This is a genomic window from Armatimonas sp. (assembly GCF_964826245.1).
This window is the reverse complement of sequence record NZ_CBAYMC010000060.1, coordinates 1-19,421: the sequence shown is the minus strand read 5'-3', so window position 1 is coordinate 19,421 and position 19,421 is coordinate 1. Positions and strand designations below refer to the sequence as shown.

General features: G+C 60.1%; 21 protein-coding genes and 1 pseudogene. 12 read left to right on the top strand and 10 right to left on the bottom strand.

Annotated elements, in window-relative coordinates:
- From AC1XOS_RS08035 to AC1XOS_RS08025, 3 genes are all read left to right on the top strand, one after another.
- Positions 1-1,400 (top strand): FlgD immunoglobulin-like domain containing protein (locus tag AC1XOS_RS08035; protein ID WP_481961696.1); only part of this gene is annotated, 1,400 nt, incomplete at its 5' end.
- Positions 1,401-1,406: 6 nt separating this feature from the next.
- On the top strand, positions 1,407-2,291 hold the full coding sequence (locus AC1XOS_RS08030) for a carboxypeptidase-like regulatory domain-containing protein (RefSeq protein ID WP_481961695.1): 885 nt from the start codon (positions 1,407-1,409) through the stop codon (positions 2,289-2,291).
- 54 nt (positions 2,292-2,345) lie between these two features.
- The gene (locus AC1XOS_RS08025) at positions 2,346-3,272 is read left to right on the top strand and encodes a carbohydrate-binding family 9-like protein (protein WP_481961694.1); all 927 of its coding nucleotides are present in this window, start codon (positions 2,346-2,348) and stop codon (positions 3,270-3,272) included.
- Between the two features lie 51 nt (positions 3,273-3,323).
- On the opposite strand, the gene AC1XOS_RS08020 is transcribed toward AC1XOS_RS08025, so the two are convergent.
- The gene (locus AC1XOS_RS08020; RefSeq protein ID WP_481961693.1) at positions 3,324-3,998 is read right to left on the bottom strand and encodes an SMI1/KNR4 family protein; all 675 of its coding nucleotides are present in this window, start codon (positions 3,996-3,998) and stop codon (positions 3,324-3,326) included.
- 163 nt (positions 3,999-4,161) lie between these two features.
- Here AC1XOS_RS08020 and AC1XOS_RS08015 point away from each other — a divergent pair, with 163 nt between their 5' ends.
- From AC1XOS_RS08015 to AC1XOS_RS08000, 4 genes are read left to right on the top strand one after another with little or no spacing between them, the layout of a single operon-like run.
- Complete coding sequence (locus tag AC1XOS_RS08015) at positions 4,162-4,839, top strand: hypothetical protein (RefSeq protein ID WP_481961692.1); 678 nt, start codon at positions 4,162-4,164, stop codon at positions 4,837-4,839.
- Positions 4,840-4,866: 27 nt separating this feature from the next.
- Positions 4,867-5,175, top strand: a complete 309-nt coding sequence (locus tag AC1XOS_RS08010) for a hypothetical protein (protein WP_481961691.1) — start codon at positions 4,867-4,869, stop codon at positions 5,173-5,175.
- Between the two features lie 7 nt (positions 5,176-5,182).
- Positions 5,183-5,659, top strand: coding sequence for an HNH endonuclease (locus AC1XOS_RS08005; protein WP_481961690.1), 477 nt, complete (start codon positions 5,183-5,185; stop codon positions 5,657-5,659).
- Position 5,660: 1 nt separating this feature from the next.
- Positions 5,661-6,629 (top strand): sialidase family protein, encoded by a 969-nt coding sequence (locus AC1XOS_RS08000; RefSeq protein WP_481961689.1) that lies wholly within the window; start codon positions 5,661-5,663, stop codon positions 6,627-6,629.
- On the opposite strand, the gene AC1XOS_RS07995 is transcribed toward AC1XOS_RS08000, so the two are convergent.
- The 5 genes from AC1XOS_RS07995 to AC1XOS_RS07975 form a co-directional block, all read right to left on the bottom strand.
- Positions 6,626-8,107: a sugar ABC transporter ATP-binding protein gene (locus tag AC1XOS_RS07995; RefSeq protein ID WP_481961688.1), complete on the bottom strand. Its 1,482-nt coding sequence runs from the start codon at positions 8,105-8,107 to the stop codon at positions 6,626-6,628. The two genes, AC1XOS_RS08000 and AC1XOS_RS07995, sit on opposite strands and share 4 nt — an antisense overlap.
- A 14-nt stretch (positions 8,108-8,121) precedes the next feature.
- The gene (locus AC1XOS_RS07990) at positions 8,122-9,012 is read right to left on the bottom strand and encodes a hypothetical protein (protein WP_481961687.1); all 891 of its coding nucleotides are present in this window, start codon (positions 9,010-9,012) and stop codon (positions 8,122-8,124) included.
- Positions 9,013-9,036: 24 nt separating this feature from the next.
- Positions 9,037-9,732 carry a hypothetical protein gene (locus AC1XOS_RS07985; protein WP_481961686.1) on the bottom strand — a complete coding sequence of 232 codons (696 nt, stop codon included), beginning with the start codon at positions 9,730-9,732 and terminating at the stop codon, positions 9,037-9,039.
- Positions 9,733-9,841: 109 nt separating this feature from the next.
- Positions 9,842-11,209, bottom strand: a complete 1,368-nt coding sequence (locus AC1XOS_RS07980) for a M20/M25/M40 family metallo-hydrolase (protein WP_481961685.1) — start codon at positions 11,207-11,209, stop codon at positions 9,842-9,844.
- The gene (locus AC1XOS_RS07975; RefSeq protein ID WP_481961684.1) at positions 11,193-11,366 is read right to left on the bottom strand and encodes a DUF2256 domain-containing protein; all 174 of its coding nucleotides are present in this window, start codon (positions 11,364-11,366) and stop codon (positions 11,193-11,195) included. Before AC1XOS_RS07975 ends, AC1XOS_RS07980 begins: the two co-directional genes overlap by 17 nt.
- Positions 11,367-11,661: 295 nt before the next feature.
- On the opposite strand from AC1XOS_RS07975, the gene AC1XOS_RS07970 reads away from it, so the two are divergent.
- Positions 11,662-12,267, top strand: coding sequence for a FumA C-terminus/TtdB family hydratase beta subunit (locus AC1XOS_RS07970; RefSeq protein ID WP_481961683.1), 606 nt, complete (start codon positions 11,662-11,664; stop codon positions 12,265-12,267).
- On the opposite strand, the gene AC1XOS_RS07965 is transcribed toward AC1XOS_RS07970, so the two are convergent.
- Positions 12,264-12,845, bottom strand: coding sequence for a Uma2 family endonuclease (locus AC1XOS_RS07965; protein ID WP_481961682.1), 582 nt, complete (start codon positions 12,843-12,845; stop codon positions 12,264-12,266). The two genes, AC1XOS_RS07970 and AC1XOS_RS07965, sit on opposite strands and share 4 nt — an antisense overlap.
- Positions 12,846-12,886: 41 nt before the next feature.
- Here AC1XOS_RS07965 and AC1XOS_RS07960 point away from each other — a divergent pair, with 41 nt between their 5' ends.
- Entirely contained in the window at positions 12,887-13,879 is a 993-nt protein-coding gene (locus AC1XOS_RS07960; protein ID WP_481961681.1) for an NAD-dependent epimerase/dehydratase family protein, read from the top strand.
- A gap of 80 nt (positions 13,880-13,959) precedes the next feature.
- Here the strand turns inward: AC1XOS_RS07960 and AC1XOS_RS07955 are convergent, their stop codons facing one another.
- Positions 13,960-14,949, bottom strand: a complete 990-nt coding sequence (locus AC1XOS_RS07955; protein WP_481961680.1) for an aldo/keto reductase — start codon at positions 14,947-14,949, stop codon at positions 13,960-13,962.
- A 39-nt stretch (positions 14,950-14,988) separates the two neighbouring features.
- On the opposite strand from AC1XOS_RS07955, the gene AC1XOS_RS07950 reads away from it, so the two are divergent.
- Positions 14,989-16,341 carry a peptide-N-glycosidase F-related protein gene (locus tag AC1XOS_RS07950; RefSeq protein ID WP_481961679.1) on the top strand — a complete coding sequence of 451 codons (1,353 nt, stop codon included), beginning with the start codon at positions 14,989-14,991 and terminating at the stop codon, positions 16,339-16,341.
- On the opposite strand, the gene AC1XOS_RS07945 is transcribed toward AC1XOS_RS07950, so the two are convergent.
- Entirely contained in the window at positions 16,338-17,180 is an 843-nt protein-coding gene (locus AC1XOS_RS07945) for a helix-turn-helix domain-containing protein (RefSeq protein ID WP_481961678.1), read from the bottom strand. The two genes, AC1XOS_RS07950 and AC1XOS_RS07945, sit on opposite strands and share 4 nt — an antisense overlap.
- 43 nt (positions 17,181-17,223) lie before the next feature.
- Between AC1XOS_RS07945 and AC1XOS_RS07940 the strand changes: the two genes are divergently transcribed.
- Positions 17,224-18,048: a phytanoyl-CoA dioxygenase family protein gene (locus tag AC1XOS_RS07940; RefSeq protein ID WP_481961677.1), complete on the top strand. Its 825-nt coding sequence runs from the start codon at positions 17,224-17,226 to the stop codon at positions 18,046-18,048.
- Between the two features lie 19 nt (positions 18,049-18,067).
- Here the strand turns inward: AC1XOS_RS07940 and AC1XOS_RS07935 are convergent, their stop codons facing one another.
- Entirely contained in the window at positions 18,068-18,880 is an 813-nt protein-coding gene (locus AC1XOS_RS07935) for a nitronate monooxygenase (protein ID WP_481961676.1), read from the bottom strand.
- Between the two features lie 162 nt (positions 18,881-19,042).
- Between AC1XOS_RS07935 and AC1XOS_RS07930 the strand changes: the two are divergent.
- Positions 19,043-19,421, top strand: a pseudogene (locus AC1XOS_RS07930) (hypothetical protein); the annotation flags it as partial.

Genomic DNA, 19,421 nt, shown 5'->3' with positions numbered 1-19,421 from the left:
CCGTCGGTGCGGGCGGCGGTGTCACGACCCTGAGCCGCGCCTTTCCGGTGGGCAACCTCAATCTTGTCAGCTTTCCCGTACGGCCTCTGGAGCCCACGGTCGAGGGCGCACTAGGCCGCTCCGCCATGGACTTTCTCTTGGCGGGCTGGGACCCGATCACCCGTGTCTACGCCGCGGTCGCCCCCAACACCCCCAGTATCGGGCTTCTGGAGCCGGGCAAGGGCTACTTCCTGAAGTTCCTCCCCAACGGCGGGCCGATCAACACCACTGTCTCCCTCACCGGGATCACCCCCGCGACGGATGTAGACTACACCCTTCACCTGGCCTACGGCTGGAACTTAATTGGCACGCCCTTCTCGCAAGACCTGGATATCACCAAGACCTCTGTCAAGTACCTGGAAAACGATGCCATTGTCTTTGGTGCCGCCACGGGAGCCGATGCCAACAACGCTCCCTACGGCTCCCTGATCGCCGAGCAGGTCTGGGGGCTCAACCAAGAAACAGGGGCGTACAATCCCACCAACTCGCTCTCGGCGGACTGGCGAGGCTACTGGGTACGGGTCTATGCCCCCCAAGGCGTGACACTGCTCATCCCCGGCCCCGACACGCCGGGCCGCTCGGTGCCCACTCGGGCACTGGTTCCCACCGCAAGCCGCAAGCCCGACTGGGCCGTGCGCCTTCGGGCGACCCAGGGCAAGCGCTCCTCCGAAGTGGCTCTTGGCGCAGCTGCGGGTGCCACACGGAGCTTTGACCCACGCTGGGACATCGAGGCCCCCCCGGATGTGGTGCCCGGCGTAAGCCTCGCCTTAGGGAGCGAGGCAGCGACCGCAGGTGGGCGTATGGCGGCGGACTTTCGGAGCGGCCAAGATGCCAACCGAGGAACCTGGCCCCTGAGTCTCACCTCGGCGCAGTCGGGCAATGTCACCCTCGCCTGGGACGGTCTCGAAACGCTCCCCAAGACCCTGCGGCTCACGCTTTTAGACACGGCCACGGGGGCACGTTTTCCACTGGCAAGCCGCTCAGGCTGGAGCGTGGCGGTGCAGGCCGGGCAGACCCGTAAGCTCCAGATTGTCGCGGAGGCGGAGCGCAGCCAGGTTCTGGGAATCACCAATGTCCTCACCCGCTCCGCAGGTCGAGCCAGTGGCGGTAGCATTCGCCTTGAGTATAGCCTTACCGCAGATGCCGATGTTCAGGCGGAGATCAGTACTCTAGCCGGTCGCAGTGTCCGTCGCCTCACCACCAGCCGAGGCCGCGCCACCGAGCGCCAGAGTGTCCTCTGGAACGGCCTGACCGATAGCGGGCAGCCTCTCCCTGCCGGTGGCTATCTCGTCACCCTGACCGCCCGAACCGACGATGGGCAGACCGCCCGCGTCATCCGCCCCATCCAGATCCTTCGATAAACAACTATGACACGACGAAATTTTCTAGCGCTGAGTGCGCTCACAACTCTAGCTGCAGGTTGCGGCGGTGGCGGGGGAGGGACGGATACAAAGGCGAGCATCGTCACGGGTATCGTCTACGACTCCTTGCAAGCGGACCTTCAAGTCGAAGGGGCAACGGTCACGATTGGTGGTGCGTCAGCGACCACCACCGAGCGAGCCAATGCCAGCTCCAGCAATCAGGTCGGCTCGTTTCGTATCACCGGAGCCCTGATCGGCACCACAACCGCCACGATCACCGTCCCTGGCAAGACCCCACAGATTTTTGCTTTCCAGCCCGCGGTAACCGCAGGGGCCAACTCCGAGCTCACTTTCTATCTCAATATCGGGCAAGTGCGTGGCCGTGTGCTCGATGAGACAGGCAAGCCCGTTAAGAGCGCCTTCGTGGTGGTCAATACCAGCCAGGGAAGCCTCAGCGGTTTCTCCAACACCGATGGTACCTTTCTGATTGATCTCGTCCCCGATGGCCCCGCGGAGATCTCGGCGGGCTCGGGGAGTAAGATCGCCCTCAAGAGCATGGCGGTTGCCTTTGGGATCAACGAGGCCGGAGACCTAACCCTCCAAGTAGACCCTAACCCCAATCCTCCCGCGCCCCTCAAGACCATCTCCGGCAAAGTCACCTCCGCGACGGACAGCAGCGCTATCGTCAATGCCCCCGTCTTCTTGCTGCGCTCCGGCATTCAGCTGGAGACGATCAACACCGATGCGAGTGGCAACTACTTCTTTATCGTCCCGGCGGGCAGCTACACGGTGCAGACAATTCCGGGTGGCTATGTCTCCGAGACCAAGGAGGCGACACTGGTAAATCCGAACAACCCGATCACCGTTAACTTTAACCTGACACAGCGCTAAGAGCGCATCGGGTATACTCCCGAAAATGTCAGAAGCGGCTCGAAAGGCTTTTCCATGAGTTACCCTCACCCCAAGGGCTATGTTTGCGGCCGCGCCAGTGAGCCAATTGTGATCGACGGTGATCTGACCAAAGCCGTCTGGCAAGCCGCGCCCTGGAGCGATGATTTCTTAGATATTGAAGGCGAGAGCCGTCCCGCCCCACGCTTTCGTACGCGGATGAAGATGCTCTGGGACGAGAGCTATTTCTACATCGCAGCAGAGCTAGAGGAGCCCGATATCTGGGCCACCCTCACCGAGCACGACTCCGTGATCTTCTACGACAACGACTTCGAGGTCTTTCTCGACCCCGATGGCGACAACCACGACTACGGCGAGTTTGAGATGAACGCGCTCAACACCACGTGGGATCTGCGCCTCCCCAAGCCCTACCGTGACGGTGGCCCCGCGCTCAATGAGTGGGAGATCGAGGGCATCAAGACGGCGGTCAAGATTATCGGTACCCTCAACGATGCCAGAGATCGCGACCACGGCTGGACCCTGGAGCTGGCCCTGCCCTGGAGTGGCCTAAAAACCCTGCAAGGCGGCGACTGTCCCACTCTCGGGCAGCAGTGGCGGGTGAACTTCTCACGCGTCGAGTGGGACATCGAGCCTGTGGATAACTTCGACTACCCTGTGGATAACTCTATATTGCCTGTGGATAACTCCGGCAAAATCCCTGCGCCGTACCAAAAAATCCCCAGCACCCCCGAGCACAACTGGGTCTGGAGCCCGCAGTGGGCCATTGACATGCACCGCCCAGAGTGGTGGGGCTATGTCCAGTTCGAGGAGACAGCAGAGATGCCCTTCCGCCCCGACCCGGACTGGGAGTCCCGCTGCCACTTAATGGAGCTCTACCGCGCCGAAAAACGCCCCGAAGGCTGGAGCACCACCCACGGCAACCTCATCGTCACCCACGACTCCCGGATTCGCCGCGCCGGTTGAAAACCGGCGTCTGCAGTGGCTTCGTTCCTCAGCCGCAAAGCCCGTTCCGGGCTACCAGATACAGTGGTCGATGATGCGGAGAATGCGCTCGTCTTCATCCAGAGTAAACTGAGTAGTAAGCCCTTCAAATTGGACGTGCCATTTTTCCGATTTGCCGTAGAGCCTGATGACTTCGTCTAATGACATTCCGACTTGGATACTTGCAATACGCCGCTCGTTGGCTAGGATCGGTTGTGCTTTGAGACGCAGCATCTCTACCCATTGGCCATACCAGCTCTCAAAGGAAGGTGCAACACGCTCAAAGTAGGAATCTTCCACTTGCCAGATAGTACCGTAAGCCTCTCCGCGAACCACCAAATAGAAATAAATACCACAGCCATACTCACAGAGAGTGAGGAGGCCAGGTCGCTTGCCTCGGAAACGGTGTACATTCGTATTGACCTCGGGGAAAGGTCGGCGAAGATTGTTACCTTCAAGAGTCTGCTCTAGAGAAAAGAGACCATACCATGGTCCCGCCCCACCATCCCCAACCTGTGTCAGAAAGCGACGATAGCCTTCGGGAAGCGAAATTCCATGTCTTTTCTCAAAGCTTTGTAGCACAGCTTCGGGCTGAGTTGGATTTAGCAAGTACTGATGTCGTCCCGATCCAAAGACACGATAATGGGGATCTTCCGTCTGCATTTGATGCAAAAGATCTTTAAGACTCTGAATTTCATCAATAGTCACGCACAGTACTTTACCAAAGAAAGATCAGCCCGGCACGGGCTTCGCGGCGGAACGCCATTGCAGACGCCGATTTCCAATCGGCGGCAAAAACGCCTCTTGACAAGCCACAGAATCGCCGATATTCTAAATATGAACGTGTTCAATTTTAGAAATCAGGGAGTTTGTGATGCTTGCCGAGAAAGTGATCCTCTACGACGATAGCTGCCCGCTGTGCCAGCTCTACACCGAGGGCTTTGTGCGCCTTGGGGTTCTTCCCCGTTCGGGGCGGGTGGCGTTTGGCCAGGCTCCTGAGCAGTGCCCCGAGGTCTTTGAGACGCTGGACGTGGCGCGTGGCCGGGTGGCGATTCCGCTGATCGACCGCGCGACGGGCGAGATTGTCTACGGGCTCGATGCGCTCTTTCTGCTGATGGGGCACCAGACGGCGTGGCTCCAGCCTGTCTTGCGCCAGCGCTGGGTAAAAGCGGCGATCTGGCCACTCTACCGCCTGCTCTCTTACAACCGACGCCAGATTGCCGGGTGTGAGCCACCTAAAACTCCCTTTGACTGTCGCCCAGAGCGGCACTTGGGCTGGCGGAGCGCTTGGCTTGGCATCGTGCTGACGGGCTGGCTGGCGAGTGTTGCGGCGCACGCGCTGGCTCCGGTTCTCGTTGTGGCGGCACTTCAGCTGTTGGGCGGTATTTTTGTGGCGCGGCGTGGCTGGGACGCGCTGGGCTCGTTTGCCACCAACTGCCTGGTCTTTGCGATCCTGCTGGCAGTCTTTCCACTCGCTTGGTGGCCGGCGGCGTTGGCAATAACTCTCCTGGACTTGCGCCGCCGGGCGTGGGTTTTTCGCGTGAAATAGTGGCATAATGCAATCAGGAAAACGGCAATGACAAACTTGGAACGGATCAGAGAACTTCGCGCACGAGAAGATCGCAAAGAAACACTCTCGCACAGTGAGCATCAGGAGCTGGCTAACTATTATGCGGCTCTCCATGCGGAAGAAGCCCACGCTCTGGAGCCTGCAATGCGGCGTGGACAGGCGGAAAACCAAGCACTCGCAGCTAGGCTTCACGAACTGGAAAACCTGGCACAACGAAAACGCGACTCACTCCATCGTCTAGAGATGCTGATTCAGGAAATAGAGACAATTAGAGTGGCCGAAAAACGCCTCCTTAGCACCACTCCTAGAGAGTAAGTAAGCAATGCGCAAGACGGACCGCGAGTACCTCAGAGCACTCTACGCTTTTCGCTGTGGTTATTGTGGTATCTCCGAAATAGAAATGGGAGCCGAGCTTACGTGCGATCATTTCCAGCCGCGCTCGTTAGGAGGCTCTGATCAGCGCGAGAACTGGGTCTACTGTTGTCATGCTTGCAATGAGTTCAAAGGAGACTACTGGGAGGCAATGACATCAGAGCGTATTCTCCATCCACTTCGTGATGATTTGAGTCTTCATATAGGCACTGGTGCCGAAGGAATTTTGGTGGGACTAACAGACACGGGAAAATTCCATCTTGCTAAACTCCAGCTAAACCGTCCCACTCTAGTTGGCCATCGCGCTCAGAAGTCTACTCAACAATCATTGCTATCTCGCATTACTACAGTAGAACAGACAATGGAGCGCATGGAAGCACACTTTATTGCGCTAATGCGCCGTCTCCCGACAGAAGAGGAAGTATAGGATGAAACTTGAAACGATAACCCAGGAGCCGATCTACACCAATGCTCCCTTCCCCGAGTGCCATGCCTCCACGGTTGCGCTGTGTGGCAAGACCCTGGTGGCGGCCTGGTTTGGCGGCACCAAAGAGAAGCACCCCGATGTCGGGATCTGGCTCTCACGCCGAGAAGATAATACGTGGAGCACGCCGGTGCGGGTCGCCAAGATTGATGAGACCGCGCACTGGAACCCGGTGCTGTTCTACGGGCCGGACAAAACCCTCCACCTCTGGTTTAAGACCGGGGCGACGATTCCTCACTGGAAGACCTTCACCATGACCTCACGCGACTTGGGGAGAACCTGGAGTGCGGCCCGTGAGCTTGTCCCTGGCGATGACACGGGCGGGCGGGGGCCGGTGAAGAACAAGCCGATCCTTCTGGCCGATGGGACACTACTCGCCGGAGCATCGAGCGAGCAAGGCACCTGGGAGGCGTTCTTCGACCGGTCCAGCGACAATGGCAAGACCTGGCAGCGCACGCCCAACCTCGACCGCACGGCACTTGGGGAAAAGCATGGGATTATTCAGGCGACGCTGTGGGAGTCCGCGCCGGGCAAGCTCCATGCCCTCCTGCGCTCATCGTGCGGCTACTGCCCGCGCACAGACTCCGACGACAACGGACGCACCTGGAAGCCGGTCTACGACTCCAAGCTCCCTAACAACAACAGTGGGATTGATCTCGCGCGCCTCCCCGATGGCACGCTGGCGCTGGCGCACAACCCCGTGGTCGGGAACTGGGCCGCACGCACGCCGCTGCGCATTGCCCTCTCGTTTGACAATGGAGTGACATGGCCTAGCTTCTTAGACATCGAGACAGAGCCCAAGCTGGAGTTCTCCTACCCCGCGATTATTCCCCTTGGCAAGAACGAGCTGGCCGTGACCTACACCTGGAAGCGCAAACAGATCCACTTCTGGCACGGGCGGGTTGTTAGCTAGCCCGCGCCCGTCGCGGCAGCAATAACACTCTCTGGCGTGGCTTGGTCGCGGCTCAGCTCTCGGACAATCTTGCCCTCACGCATCACCAAGGTCCGATCCGCGAGGGCCAACACTTCCGGCAAGTCCGACGAGATCAGCAGCACCCCGAGGCCCTGCGCGGTAAGCTTCTGGATCTCGTCGTGGATCAGCGCCTTGGCCCCCACATCCACGCCACGGGTCGGCTCATCCAAAATCAGCACTTTAGGGTGGGTCGCCAGCCACTTGGACAAGACCACTTTCTGCTGGTTTCCCCCCGATAGCTCCGAGAGGCTCTGCTCGACACTCTGGCAGCGCACCTCGAAGTTTTCTTTCCAGCTCTGCGCCAGCTCGCGCTCTTTTCCAGGAGCAAGCCATGCGCCCTTGAGGCTTGCGAGGCTGTTGTTCTGCCAGATACTCCAGGGAAGCAGTGCGCCTTGGAGCTGCCGATCCTCAGGGACGAGCGCGAGGCCGTGCTTCATCGCATCGCCCGGGTTATCTATCTTCACCGGCTCGCCGCTGATGAGCACGTCACCGGAGTCGAGTGGCAGAAGCCCAAAGAGCGCCCGTGCGACTTCCGTGCGGCCCGCGCCGACCAGGCCCGCCAGCCCCACAATCTCGCCCGCATGGACAGTCAGAGAGATATCCGTGAACTTCCTGCGCCGTGTGAGATTTCGCGCTTCGAGCAAGATTTCCCCTCCTCCCCAGCCCTCCTCCCAAGCTTGGGAGGAGGGTATATCGCGCCCCACCATCAGGCGCAGAGTTTCCCCAACGCTTGTCTCAGAGATTGGCTTGTCTGCCGAGACCACTTTACCATCGCGCAAGACAGAAATGCGCTCGCAGAGGGAGAACACTTCCTCGGTGCGGTGGCCGATAAAGGCCAGTGCGCAGCCCTCGGACTTTAGGCGGGCGATAATCTCCGCCAGCCGTGCCACTTCGCCCAGGGTAAGTGAGGCCGTGGTCTCATCGAAGATCAGGACTTTTGCATTGAGGGAGAGAGCCGCCGCTAGCTCGATCATCTGGCGGTCCGCCACAGAGAGGCCGCGCACGGGGGCTTTGGGGTCAAGTGAGACTCCCAGGGTCTCCAGCAGGCGCTTTGCCTCATCGTGCATCGTGCGCCAGCTTACCAGCCCACTCTTGCCCGGCTGTCGCCCGATAAAGATATTCTCGGCAACACTGAGATCGGGGAAGGTCTGGGGCTCCTGGGGAATAAGAGCCACGCCGTGCGCGGCAGCATCGCGTGTCCCGGAGAAGTGAACGTGCTGCTCTCCCAGCTCCAGATGGCCCACAGTGGGCGCGTGCACCCCCGCGAAGATCTTGGCGAGGGTGGACTTACCCGCCCCATTCTCGCCCACCAAGGCATGCATCTCTCCCGCGTAGAGGGTAACCGAAGCCCCCTCTAGTACCGTCACCCCCCCAAACGCCTTGCTTACTCCAACACTGCGAATCACGCCGCTACTCATAAAACACTCCTACGCTAACGGCTGGGAGGGCTCGCAGCGGCTGGGAGAAGCTGAAACGTGAGCTCAACCGGGTAGAAAACTCCCCCGAAAGGACTCGTTGTAAACTGCACCTCACCGCGTGGCCCCACCACTGCCTCACAGAATGTTACCCGCTCATAGGCCTCACGAATCTCGGACATGATCAGATCACCACCGAGCATACCTACCACGCCGGACTTGCCTCCCCGCGGGATAAACCCGATCCGCACACGGCGGCCTTCGGGAGCGGCGATCTTGAAGGAGTAGAGCATCCCGTAGCAGCCGTCGCGCAGACGCGCCTGGTTGGTATCTCGCTCCCCCATCCCGATACGAAAACGATGCTGAGTAAGCTCGCCATTCAGCGGCACATCGATATCTAGACGCGTCGAGTCGAGAATCAGAGTCTTCATTCGGGGCGCATCCCACTTATCGTGCTTAAAGTAGATACGCATCCGAACGTTTTTATCGGCTTTGATGGCCATCATACCCGAAGCCACTTGGTGGTTGGTCAGCTTGTACGTAAAGCGTGCAAGACCTTTATCGGCTGCAATCTGCTTATCGGGCGCACGAAGAAAACGCGCCATTGCCTGACGGCCCACCGTAGGCGGATCGCCACTAGGATCTGCACAGCCTTGCTTGGACGACAAGCTAAACGGCTCATCAGTCAGGCTCTTGAACTGGACGACAAAATCCCCCGTGTCGTTGCTACTATTTCGGAAGTGATAGAAGATCGTGTAGCTCTGACCAGCCAGTAGGCGTGCGTTCGCATACGTCCCCGCATCCCGCATCCGCTCGGGCTCGTTGCAATAGATGAGCTTATCCTGCGCCTGCACCCCTCCCACCAACAGCAAGCACAATAACACCCCTAAACACCACAGCACTCGCATAATATACAGTATACCTTTGCTTTTTTATGCCTGCTCCGCGCACCAGTACACTGCCTGCACTAAAAGCCGCACTAAACGATCTGAAAACTCTGCCTGAGGCCCTGTAGTAGGTCTGGAGCGCCTCACCGACATGTAAGACCGAAGCACCGAACCAGGGAATCGTGGCCAGAGAGGCATCGTAGGAAAGCTGGTCTTGCCTCGAATTCGGACTTTCGCGGTGCCACCTGCCAGTCCCTTGAGCGTCTCACCAACTGCCGAAAGCGAGCTATTGCCACTGGTCACTTCCAGAAAGCCAGAGCCTTCTGGGAGCGCGACGATACTATTGTTGGCATCCCGAGCCGTGTATAAAACGTAGGCTTCTTCCCCTACCCGCAGGCGCAGCCCGGTGGCAAGCTCGATTTTCTTGAGCGTCGCCGCAACCGTGATCGTCTCCGCAATCGTGCCATCCACAGACGAGATCGTCGTCAGGAGGCTGGTAGAGGCAACGGGTGTACCGGTGCCATTGGGGCCGCTACCGCCTTGGGTTGCCGCTTTGATGGTCAAAACAAAAGAGAGTGCCGATACGGGTGCCGCCGCACTGCGGCTACGCTCGGGCCAGCGTACGGCCAGCTGTGCGATTTGAAGGGTTCCCGAGAGGTTATCAGAGCCCCCACCTCCACCACAGCCCGCCAGAACTCCCAGACCAAGCCCTAAACACAATAAGGAACGTCGCGTCAACATCCTCTCCGTAACTTTCTCTGTGAGTGATTTTACTGACACTCCATGGGACAGTTAACCGCAAGAAAGATGTTCCAAAGCGTATTTTACAAAAAACCCGTGTTTTTGCGGGTTAGGTTTTCAGCGCCATCAAGAAAGCAACCGTGTGCCGTGCGCCTTGAAGTAAGTCCGAGACACGCAAGTTTTCATTCGGGGCATGCACACGGGCTCCGGGGTAGCCGCAGCCGATGGTCACGATGGGCTGGTGCAGTCCTCCCACAAAGGGGTGAACGGGGCCGGTGACGGCTGAGAGAGGGACAATACTCGGTGCCACACCATAGACCTCTTCGGCGGTTTGGGCTGCAAGCTGAACCATCGGGTGATCAGGAGCGACTCGTCCTGGTTTTTGCCCACCGAGGTAGTGGATCTCAATGTCGGAGAAGCCTTGCGCATCGAAGTGCGCCCGCAGGCTCTGATGCACGACTTCGGGATCCATGTCAGGAACCAGGCGAAAGTCGAGCTTGGCGGTGGATTCGGCGGGAAGGACGGTTTTTGTGCCCGCGCCCTGGTAGCCACTGGTGAGCCCATTGATCGTGCAGCTCGGCTCAAAGCTAGCACGGCGATGCAGCTCGGCACCTGTGGCCCCGTCCAGAAAGTGGGAGAGACCGAACTCGGCGCGCAGCTCGGCCTCAATCTCCGGGGAGAGCTTGCCCAAAAGCGCGAGATCCGTTTCGGTGGCAGGGATCACGGAATCGTAGTGACCAGGGATCAGAATGCGCTCATCTTTGTCTTTGAGGCTTGCCAGCGCATGCACCAATCGCCATGCCGCGTTGGGCAAGATCGTCCCACCGACACCGCTGTGGGCATCGTGGTCAATGGTGCGAACCCGTAGCTCGAACGTGGCAATTCCACGCAGACCGCAGATCAGCTCGGGCTCGCTGGCGGCATTGATCCCGCCAAACTCCCAGAGTGTGACATCGGCGGCGAGCAGAGCGCTGTGCTTCTCGATCCAGTCGGCGAGGTGGACACTGGCAACCTCTTCTTCGCCCTCGACCAGCACTTTGATATTGACGGGGAGCGCTCCGCCGTTAAGCGCTTTAAGCGCATCCAGTGCCAGTAGACGGCAGGCAATATGGCCTTTATCGTCGGAGCTACCGCGCCCGTAGAGAAAGTCACCGTCACGGCGCAGTGTCCAAGGATCGCTCTGCCAGAGCTCAAAGGGCTCGGCGGGCTGGACATCGTAGTGGTTGTAGAAAAGCGCCGTGGGTGCCTCCACCCCCGCACCTCGATCCTCGGCATAGACCACGGGCGGGCCGCCGTCGGTGGGGACTAGGTGTGCCTCTAGGCCACGCTTTCGGTAGAGCTGCGCCACTTTTTCGGCGCAGAGGGTCATGGGCGAGTCAGGCTTGGCGGCGACGGAGGCAATGGCAACGAGCTCGGCAAGCTCTTTGAGAACCGCAGGGAGAGAGGCTTGGAGTGCCTGCTCAATTTCGGGAGACATTTTTACCCTTTCGGCAGGCATCGGAGCAGTAGAGAACACTCTCCCAGTCACGCTCCCATTTCTTGCGCCAGACAAACGCACGCTGACAGCTTGGGCAGATTTTTGTAGGGAGGTTGTGGGGGTTGCGCAGGGAGGGCTTAGACGCAGGAGACTTCATGCAAGGATTCTACCCCGCACGGCTTCCGATGCGCTCTCTGTGCCTCGGCAATGCGCCGCAGCAAGTGAGCCGTCATCTCCTCAGAGACATCGTCGGTTACAGGGGCATACAGAAGTATGCTCCACAAAGCATCGGCTTCGTCTTGGCTGAGTAGTAGTGCAATCGGAAAAGCACTCTCTGGTTTGTTGTTTTGCATGTCCCCTTACCTTTGTCGCATTAGACACTCACTATGTTCCATTCGTATGCGGAAGAGTGAAAAATCTCACAGTCATTTCCTCCAGGGTACAATACGGCTATGGCTCAGGTGAGATTGACAACGCCGGTGGATGAAGCGAGCATCCGGCAGCTCAAGGCAGGCGACGAGATTCTGATCTCGGGGCGGATATTTACGGGACGTGATGCGGTTCATAAGTACCTGGCAGATGGCGGTGCTCTCCCCGACGGTGTTGATCTGGCAGGTGGCATTATCTACCACTGCGGCCCCGTGGTGGTGGAGGGTGAGGCCAGCGGCAAGAAGACCTACCGGATCACTGCCGCGGGCCCCACTACGTCTATTCGTGAGGAGCCCTATCAGGCAGCCCTCATCGCAAAGTTCGGCCTGCGCGGGGTGATCGGCAAGGGAGGGATGGGCCTCAAGACTTTGGGAGCCTGTCAGAGCGAGGGCGCAGTGTACTTGCACGCGGTCGGTGGCGCGGCGCAGGTCTACGCCGAGTGCATCTTGGGTGTCGAGGATGTCTACTTCAAGGAGGAGTTCGGCTCCCCCGAGGCCATCTGGGTGCTGCAAGTCAAAGACTTCCCCTGCATCGTCACCATGGACTCCCACGGCGGCTCTTTGCATGAAGAAGTCCAAGCCAGCTCACTCGATAAACTGAAGGCAGCACTCGCCACCCCCTCCGGTTAAAGTTCGGAAGTGAAGAGAGCGATGGTGTCGAGGAGAAAGCTGGGGAGTTCGGGGGAGCAGTCTACGGCGGTGGGATTGTTGAGGACTTGGGGGGAAGCTCCGGGGCGGTAGACGTGGACTTTGCTCTGCGTGGGGTCAATCAGGAGGGCAAGGCGTACACCGCAGGCGATGTACTCTTCCATCTTCTCTTGAAGCAGCGTCAGGCTATCGGTCTCGGAGCGCAGCTCGGCGGCAAAGTCGGGGGCGAGGGGGAGAAATCTCTTCTTCTGCTCCGCCGTGAGCGCGGCAAGACGAGCCTTGCTCACCCACGACGCATCGGGGGAGCGCATCGCGCCATTGGGGAGATCGAAGCCAGTGCTGGAGTCGAAGCCCCGGCCCGTTCCGTCGCGCTTCACCCAGTTACCAAGCTGCATGATTAATTCAAAATTGCGGTTTCCCGACTCGGCTCCGGTAGGCATCCTGACGACAACTTCCCCCTGGGCATTGCGCTCGATCCGCCAGACAGCATTGACCCGGCAGAACTCGAAGAAATGCTCTGGGTTGTCAAGATCAAAGCCAGAGAGAATCGGGGCGGACATGGAAGAATTATACAAAACTTGGTGTACACTGGCAAGCAATCATGAGAGTTATCATCACGGGCGGCGGTGGGTTTCTGGGCCACCAGCTCTGCCAAAAACTGCTGGCTTGCGGGGCGCTGATCGGGGAGTCGGGGGCGGAGGAGCCCATCGAGGAGATCGTCCTTCTAGATGCTCAGTTTTCCCCCAAGCCTCTGCCCGAGACGCCGATTCGTGTTGAGCAGCGCGTGGGCAGTGTGGCCTCTCTAGACGACGTTCGAGCGGCACTGGGCACGCACCGCAGCACGTCTATTTTTCATCTGGCCTCGATGGTCAGTGGCGAGTGTGAGGAGCGCTTCGACGATGCTCTTCGGGTCAATCTCGACGGGGGGCGCAATATCTTTGAGGCCGCCCGAGAGCGAGGCAACAAGACGCGCGTGGTCTTTGCCAGCAGTATCGCCTGCTTCGGCGGCGACGCCATGCAGGAGCCCTGCACCGACCACACCAAGCTCACCCCGCAGACCACCTACGGGATCACCAAGACCATCTGTGAGCTTCTCCTCAACGACTACACGCGCAAGGGCTTCTTCGACGGGCGCACCGCCCGGCTCCCGACCGTGATCATTCGCCCCGGCAAGCCCAATGCCGCCGCATCGAGCTGGGCCAGCGGAATGTTTCGTGAGCCTCTGAGCGGCGAGACCTGCCTCCTGCCCGTCTCGCGCGACCAGCGCCACCCCATGACCGGCTACCGCACCGTGATTGACTCTCTTATCGCCCTCCACAACCTCCCGACCGAGGCCATCGGACGGGACCGCGCTATCGGGCTCCCCGCGCGGAGTGTCACCCCGAACCTCGCCGCCCAGGCCCTGCAACAAGTCGCGGAGGAGCGGAGTCTCTCACTAGGGGCTATTGAAGACCAGCCCGATGCACGGATTCAAGGAATCGTCGCCAACTGGCCCGTAGCCGTGGACGGCGCAAGAGCCCTTGCCCTCGGGCTTCCCGCAGCGCCGAGCTTACAGACCCTCATCCGTGACTACCTCGAAGACTTCGCCCCCTAACCCCCGCCAGGCGGGGGAACAATGAGGAAAGAGAATTCTTCCTTTAATCTCCCCTGCTGCGCGGGGGCTGGGGGGGCGGGCTAGTCCCAGATAGGCCGTCCGTTGCGCACCCACTTGGTCAGCTCGTTTAGTCGAGACTGCTCCTCGGGCTTGAGCCGATACCCTGCGGCGCCTAAGCTGTCCTTGAGCTGCTCGGGGTTGTTGGCTCCGATGATCGGCGACGTGACCACAGGGTTGGTGAGGAGCCACGCCAGCGCGGTCTGAGCGACCGTCTTGCCGTTGTCGTTGCCGATCTGCTCCAGCGCCTCGATCACGGCCCAGCCGCGCTCGTTGCCGTAGCGGTTTAGGGCACCATCCGCGCGGACGCTGTCGGGCTTGTCCGCCCCTGCGCGGTACTTGCCGGTGAGGAAGCCCCCCGCCAGCGGTGAGTAGGGAATCACGCCCAGACCGTGGTGCTTACAGAGCGGCATCGCCTCGTACTCAAAGAGCTGGCGGTCCATTACGTTGTACTCGGGCTGGAAGCTATCAAAGCGGGCAAAATTTCGCTTGTCGGAGTGCCAGAGTGCCTCCATTAATCGCCACGCGGGGTAGTTGCTGGCCCCGATATAGCGGACTTTCCCCTGCTCCACCAGAGTCTGCATCGCGGCGAGCGTCTCTTCAATCGGCGTGTTTAAGTCCACCCAGTGGCACTGGTAGAGATCTAAATAATCGGTCTGGAGGCGTCGCAGACTGTCCTCACAGCACTGGATCACGCGCTTTCGGGAGAGCCCCTCGCCGTTGGGGCCAGGGGTCATGCGCCCACGGACTTTGCTCGCCAAAATCACACTCTCGCGGTTCTTGCGCTCCGCAAACCAGCGCCCCATGATCTCTTCGGTCTTGCCGCCATAGCTCGCATCCCCCGCCCAAGTCGTGTAGATATCGGCGGTGTCAAGAAACGTCCCGCCTGCCTCCAAGTAGGCATCCATCACGGCATGCGAGGTCGGCTCGTCGGTAGACCAGCCAAACTGCATCGTTCCCAAACACAGCTCCGAGACAAAAAGGCCCGTGCGGCCCAGCTTACGATATTCCATAGCGCTGAGTGTACCCAGACTTACGGGTAAAATGCCCCCATGCAAATCGAAGTCCGGTGGCAGCTTGCCACGCCCACAGATCCCAAAGGCTATGCTCTAGCGTTTCTTCCCACGTCCACCCCCCTATCGGGCCTGCCACGCCTGGATGATCCTGCGGAACCCAATCTAACCGGGATCTTTGCGCTGGGCTTTGATACCTACAATCCCCCACCGCCGCCGGGAGCCAGCCGCAATGACATCATGTTTGGGCCACTGGGCAATATCGCAAACCGGCCACAGCGCGAGGTCTCTCTCCACCGCGATGGGCGTGAGCTGGCCAACCGGCTGGCTCCCCGGTCTCTGAGCGAGCCACTGGCCCTCACCATTGACGAAGTGGTGGGTGGCGTTGAAGTCACGCTCACCGTGGGTGGGGTTGCAGTCTACGAGAGCTACTTTGTCCCAGAAGTCTCGCTGGCTCTGGTGAAGCCGGTGCTGATCGGAGCGAGTGCCCCGCTTACGGTGAGCCGCAAAGGAATGCCACGCTGGCTGAGCACGCCGCGTAAGCTCAGCGCCTTCACCCAGGCTCTCAACGATGCCCAGCACCATAGAGTAAAAAACACGGTCGCATTTCCCGACACCAGCGGCGTCGGGCGCGTGGTCTGCACATTAACCCTGGCAAACACGCCCAAGGGCATTGACCCGTGGGATCGCCTCGCCCAGCTCTTTCTCAACGACGAGACCGGAGAGCGCTACGAGCTCCTGCGCTGGATCACGCCCTACCGAAAAGCCTGGCAGTGGAAAGTGGATCTCACGGACTTTCTGCCCCTGCTGCGCGGCAAGAAAGAGCTGGAGATCGTCTGCGAGACCTACTCCGAGGGCTGGCTGGTCTCGATTGACTTTGATTTCTACCCCGGCCCGATTGCCCGTGAGCCGTATAAAGTCATCAAGCTCTGGAACGGGGTAGCGCGAATCGGCCTCGCCGATGAGCCTATCGAGAAGTTTCTCGCGCCTCAGACGCTTGCCACGGATCGGGAGACGGTCGGGGCGGCGTTCTACTCCATCGTCACGGGCCACGGCGGCTCGCCCAATGCGCTCAATGCGGGCGAGTTTCATCCGCTCTGGCGCAGGCTCCACTGCGATGGCCGCACGTTCACCAACCGGCTCTGGAAAGACGATGTCTACTTAAATCCCTGCCGCCCCCAAGGCGGCACCTGGAAGTTCCCACGAGCAGGCTGGTCGCCCGGCGATGTGGTCGCGCCGTGGATTGTGAACCTCACGCCTGCACTGGTGCCCGGCAAGCCCCTGCGCCTCGCCTACGAGCTAGAGCCCTACACCAACACCACTCCCGATAAAGGCTTCCTCGCCAACCACACCTTTGCCAGCTACCTGATTCTCTACCGGAAGCCTCGCTAGCCGCCGAGCTTGCGGAACTCCCGTGGGCTGATTTCAAAAGATTTTTTAAAGCGCAGCGAGAAGTGGATCGGGCTGGCGAAGCCCACTTCTTCGGAGATCGCAGCAATCGGGCGCGTGGTAAAGCGCAGGAGCTGGGCGGCACGGGCGAGGCGCTCGCGCTCCAGAAACTGCCCCGGCGTGATCCCCACTTCGTCTTTAAAGCGGTGCGAGAGCCGTGAGACCGAGAGGCCCGTCGCTTGTGCCACTTCACGGAGTGTCAGGGGCTGCGCAAGGTTCTCGACGAGATAGGACATCGCGGCCCCCACACGCGCATCTTGCCGACGGACGGAGGGAAGGGTCGAGGCGCAGAGCAAGAGTGCCTCTTCCAGCGCGTGCATCGCCAGAGCGGAGCGGAGTGGCTGGGCACTGCGCGAGCGGGTGTCCATGAGCAAGAGCGCGTCTTCGACCGCCGCACGGGTATCGGTCTCTAGCGCCACGTGCAAGATTCCGGGCGCAGGCTCGGGCCAGGTAAGCCACTCTAGCCAGTGGGGACGCGGCTGAAAGTGTGCCCAGATCAGCTCCCAGTGGGCAGCGCCCCGTGCGGTGCCGTAGTCGTGGTGTGTGCCAGGACGAATCAGCACCAGCTCCCCCGGCATAACCCGCACCTCGCCGCGCAGATGCCCCACGCGCCCTGCGCCCGTACGGGTGTACATGAGCAAGTAGTCTTGCGTCCCCCGTGCACGCCAAGTGGTATAGCGCGTGTCCCCCCGATAGACCCCTGCCACCAGTGGCGTGGCGCTGGGCTGGTGCGCCTCCTGACGATTCGAGAGACTAGCAGTATCCTTTAAGTTTCCAGCCATACTTTCCCTTGTCTTTCAAAAAGACTAGCCGTATCTTATCACTATGGAAAACGTGGAGGCTCTCGCAGAAGCCTTTCATCGCGATGGTTTTGTGATTGTCCCCGGGCTCTTCTCCTCCGACGAAGTGGAGACAATCAAGGCGGCGTTTATGGAGCAGAATGCAGAGGGGCCTGTGGACGGTCTCTCGGAGATTCGGCGGGGCGGCAAGGATGGCTACTCCGACGACGATCCTCTGGCGTTCTATCCCCGGATGATGCACCCCCATAAGCACGCCGATAAGCTCGTGGGGCCGCTCTCGATGCGCTACATGCTCGATCGCCGTGTCCATGAGTTCTTGCGCCTTCTCATGAAAGAGGAGCCCGTCGCGGCCCAGAGCATGTTCTACTTTAAGCCCGCCGGGGCACGTGGCCAAGACTTGCACCAGGACAACTACTACCTCAGAGTGGCACCGGATACGTGTTATGCCGCCTGGACGGCCATTGACGATGTGGATCAAGAAAACGGAGGCATGATCGCCGTTCCGGGTTCGCACCAGCTTCCCGTGCTCTGCCCCACACCTGCCGATAAGACGCTCTTCTTCACCGACCAGCACGTGGATATCCCTGAGGGCATGGCCGCAATCCCGGTGGACATGAAAGCAGGCGATGTGTTCTTCTTCAATGGCTCCGTGATCCACGGCTCGTACCCCAATAGTAGCAAAGATCGCTTCCGGCGGGCTTTTATCTGCCACTATGTTCCCAAAGCCTCCGCGGAGCTCTCCCATTTCTACAGTTGTTTAGACTTCGACGGCAACCCCGTCGGCTTTGGTGAGTCCACAATGGGCGGCCCCTGCGGCGGCACGTGGATGGAAGTCAAAGGCCCCCACTAGCTCCCCCCAATATTGGGGGTCAGGGGGCCAGCCGGTGAACGATTTGGGCGGCGGAGGGAAGGTCGTGGATGCGGGAGAGCCCTTCGCCGCCGTAGAGGCTGGGCTCATCGGGGAGCGAGTGGGTTAAGAGGCGGCGACGTGGCGAGCATGGCCACTGCCCGACGAGCTGCGTGTCTAGAAAGAGCTGCTCATTAGCGGCTCTGAGGAGGCGCAGCTTGTGGGCTCGCGGAGCCTGGGACTCTTGGGAGAGGAGAAAACGCGTCCCTAGGAGAGCCGCATCTGCCCCCAGAGCTAAAACGCGCTTCACGTCCTCACACGTCGCTAGCCCACCGCCCGCGATCAGAGGAAAGCCTGCACCGACTTGTGCACGGAGGCCGGGCACCAGCTCATCCAGTGTACGGGGGCTACGCACCGGGCCGCCTGCCTGCGTCCCCTGTACGATCAGCCCATCGGCTCCGTGCGCGAGTGCCTCATCAATCTGCCCTTGGTTTCCCACTTGCCAGAGCGCGACACCGCCCGAATCCTGGATGCGGCGCACGAGCCGGGGGCCATTCCACCAGAAGACCTGAAAGTGCCGGTGCCCCGCCGCCACACAGAGATTCAGCACCTCAGGTTTCTCCCACTCCCCCGTGAAGGCCAGCAGCACGGGGCGCATGGTTAGCCGCCGCAGGCGTGCCAGACGCACGCGCGTGGCTCCCAGCGTCGGGGCACAGAGTGTCAGCGTGCCCAGTCCCCCTGCCCGTGAGACCGCCGCCGCAAGCCGAGGGCCATCGCAGCCCGCGAGCGCTGCTTGTACCACGGGGGCAGGTAAGCTCAGTCCTACAGAATTCATGGTATGGGAATTTTACCGGAAATTTTCTCTTTGTGCGTGAAGGAACTTAACGCAACGATGGTCAATCTATGTAGGAGTAGAGTAGTGGGTTGCAGAGAAGCCCGAGTTTCGGTTATACTCTCTACTGGCATTTTGGCTAGCCCGGAGAGGGCAGCCTGGAGGATGGGAATGATCTTCGGCAAGAGTCATCGCTACGCGGTCGTCTTAGCACTGAGTGCGTTACTAGTTGCGCCACTCGTGGGCTGTGGTGGCGGTTCAGGAGGCGGTGGCGGTACCGCAACACCAACACCAGATGCAACGGTGAGAGCGACCTTCAGTGGAAAGGTAGTAGATTTCAACAGCGGAGATATCCCCGTTGCGGGTGCAGTGGTGACCTTCAATGGTGCAAGTGTCCTCACCGCAAACGATGGGACATTCACACTCCAGACGAACCCCAGCACGGAGACGCTCAACGCCCGTGTGGTGGGTCCTAACAATAACTACTACAACACCGGCTATGTGAACGGCCTCTCCTACAACGTGGTCAATCCGGGCTTCCCAG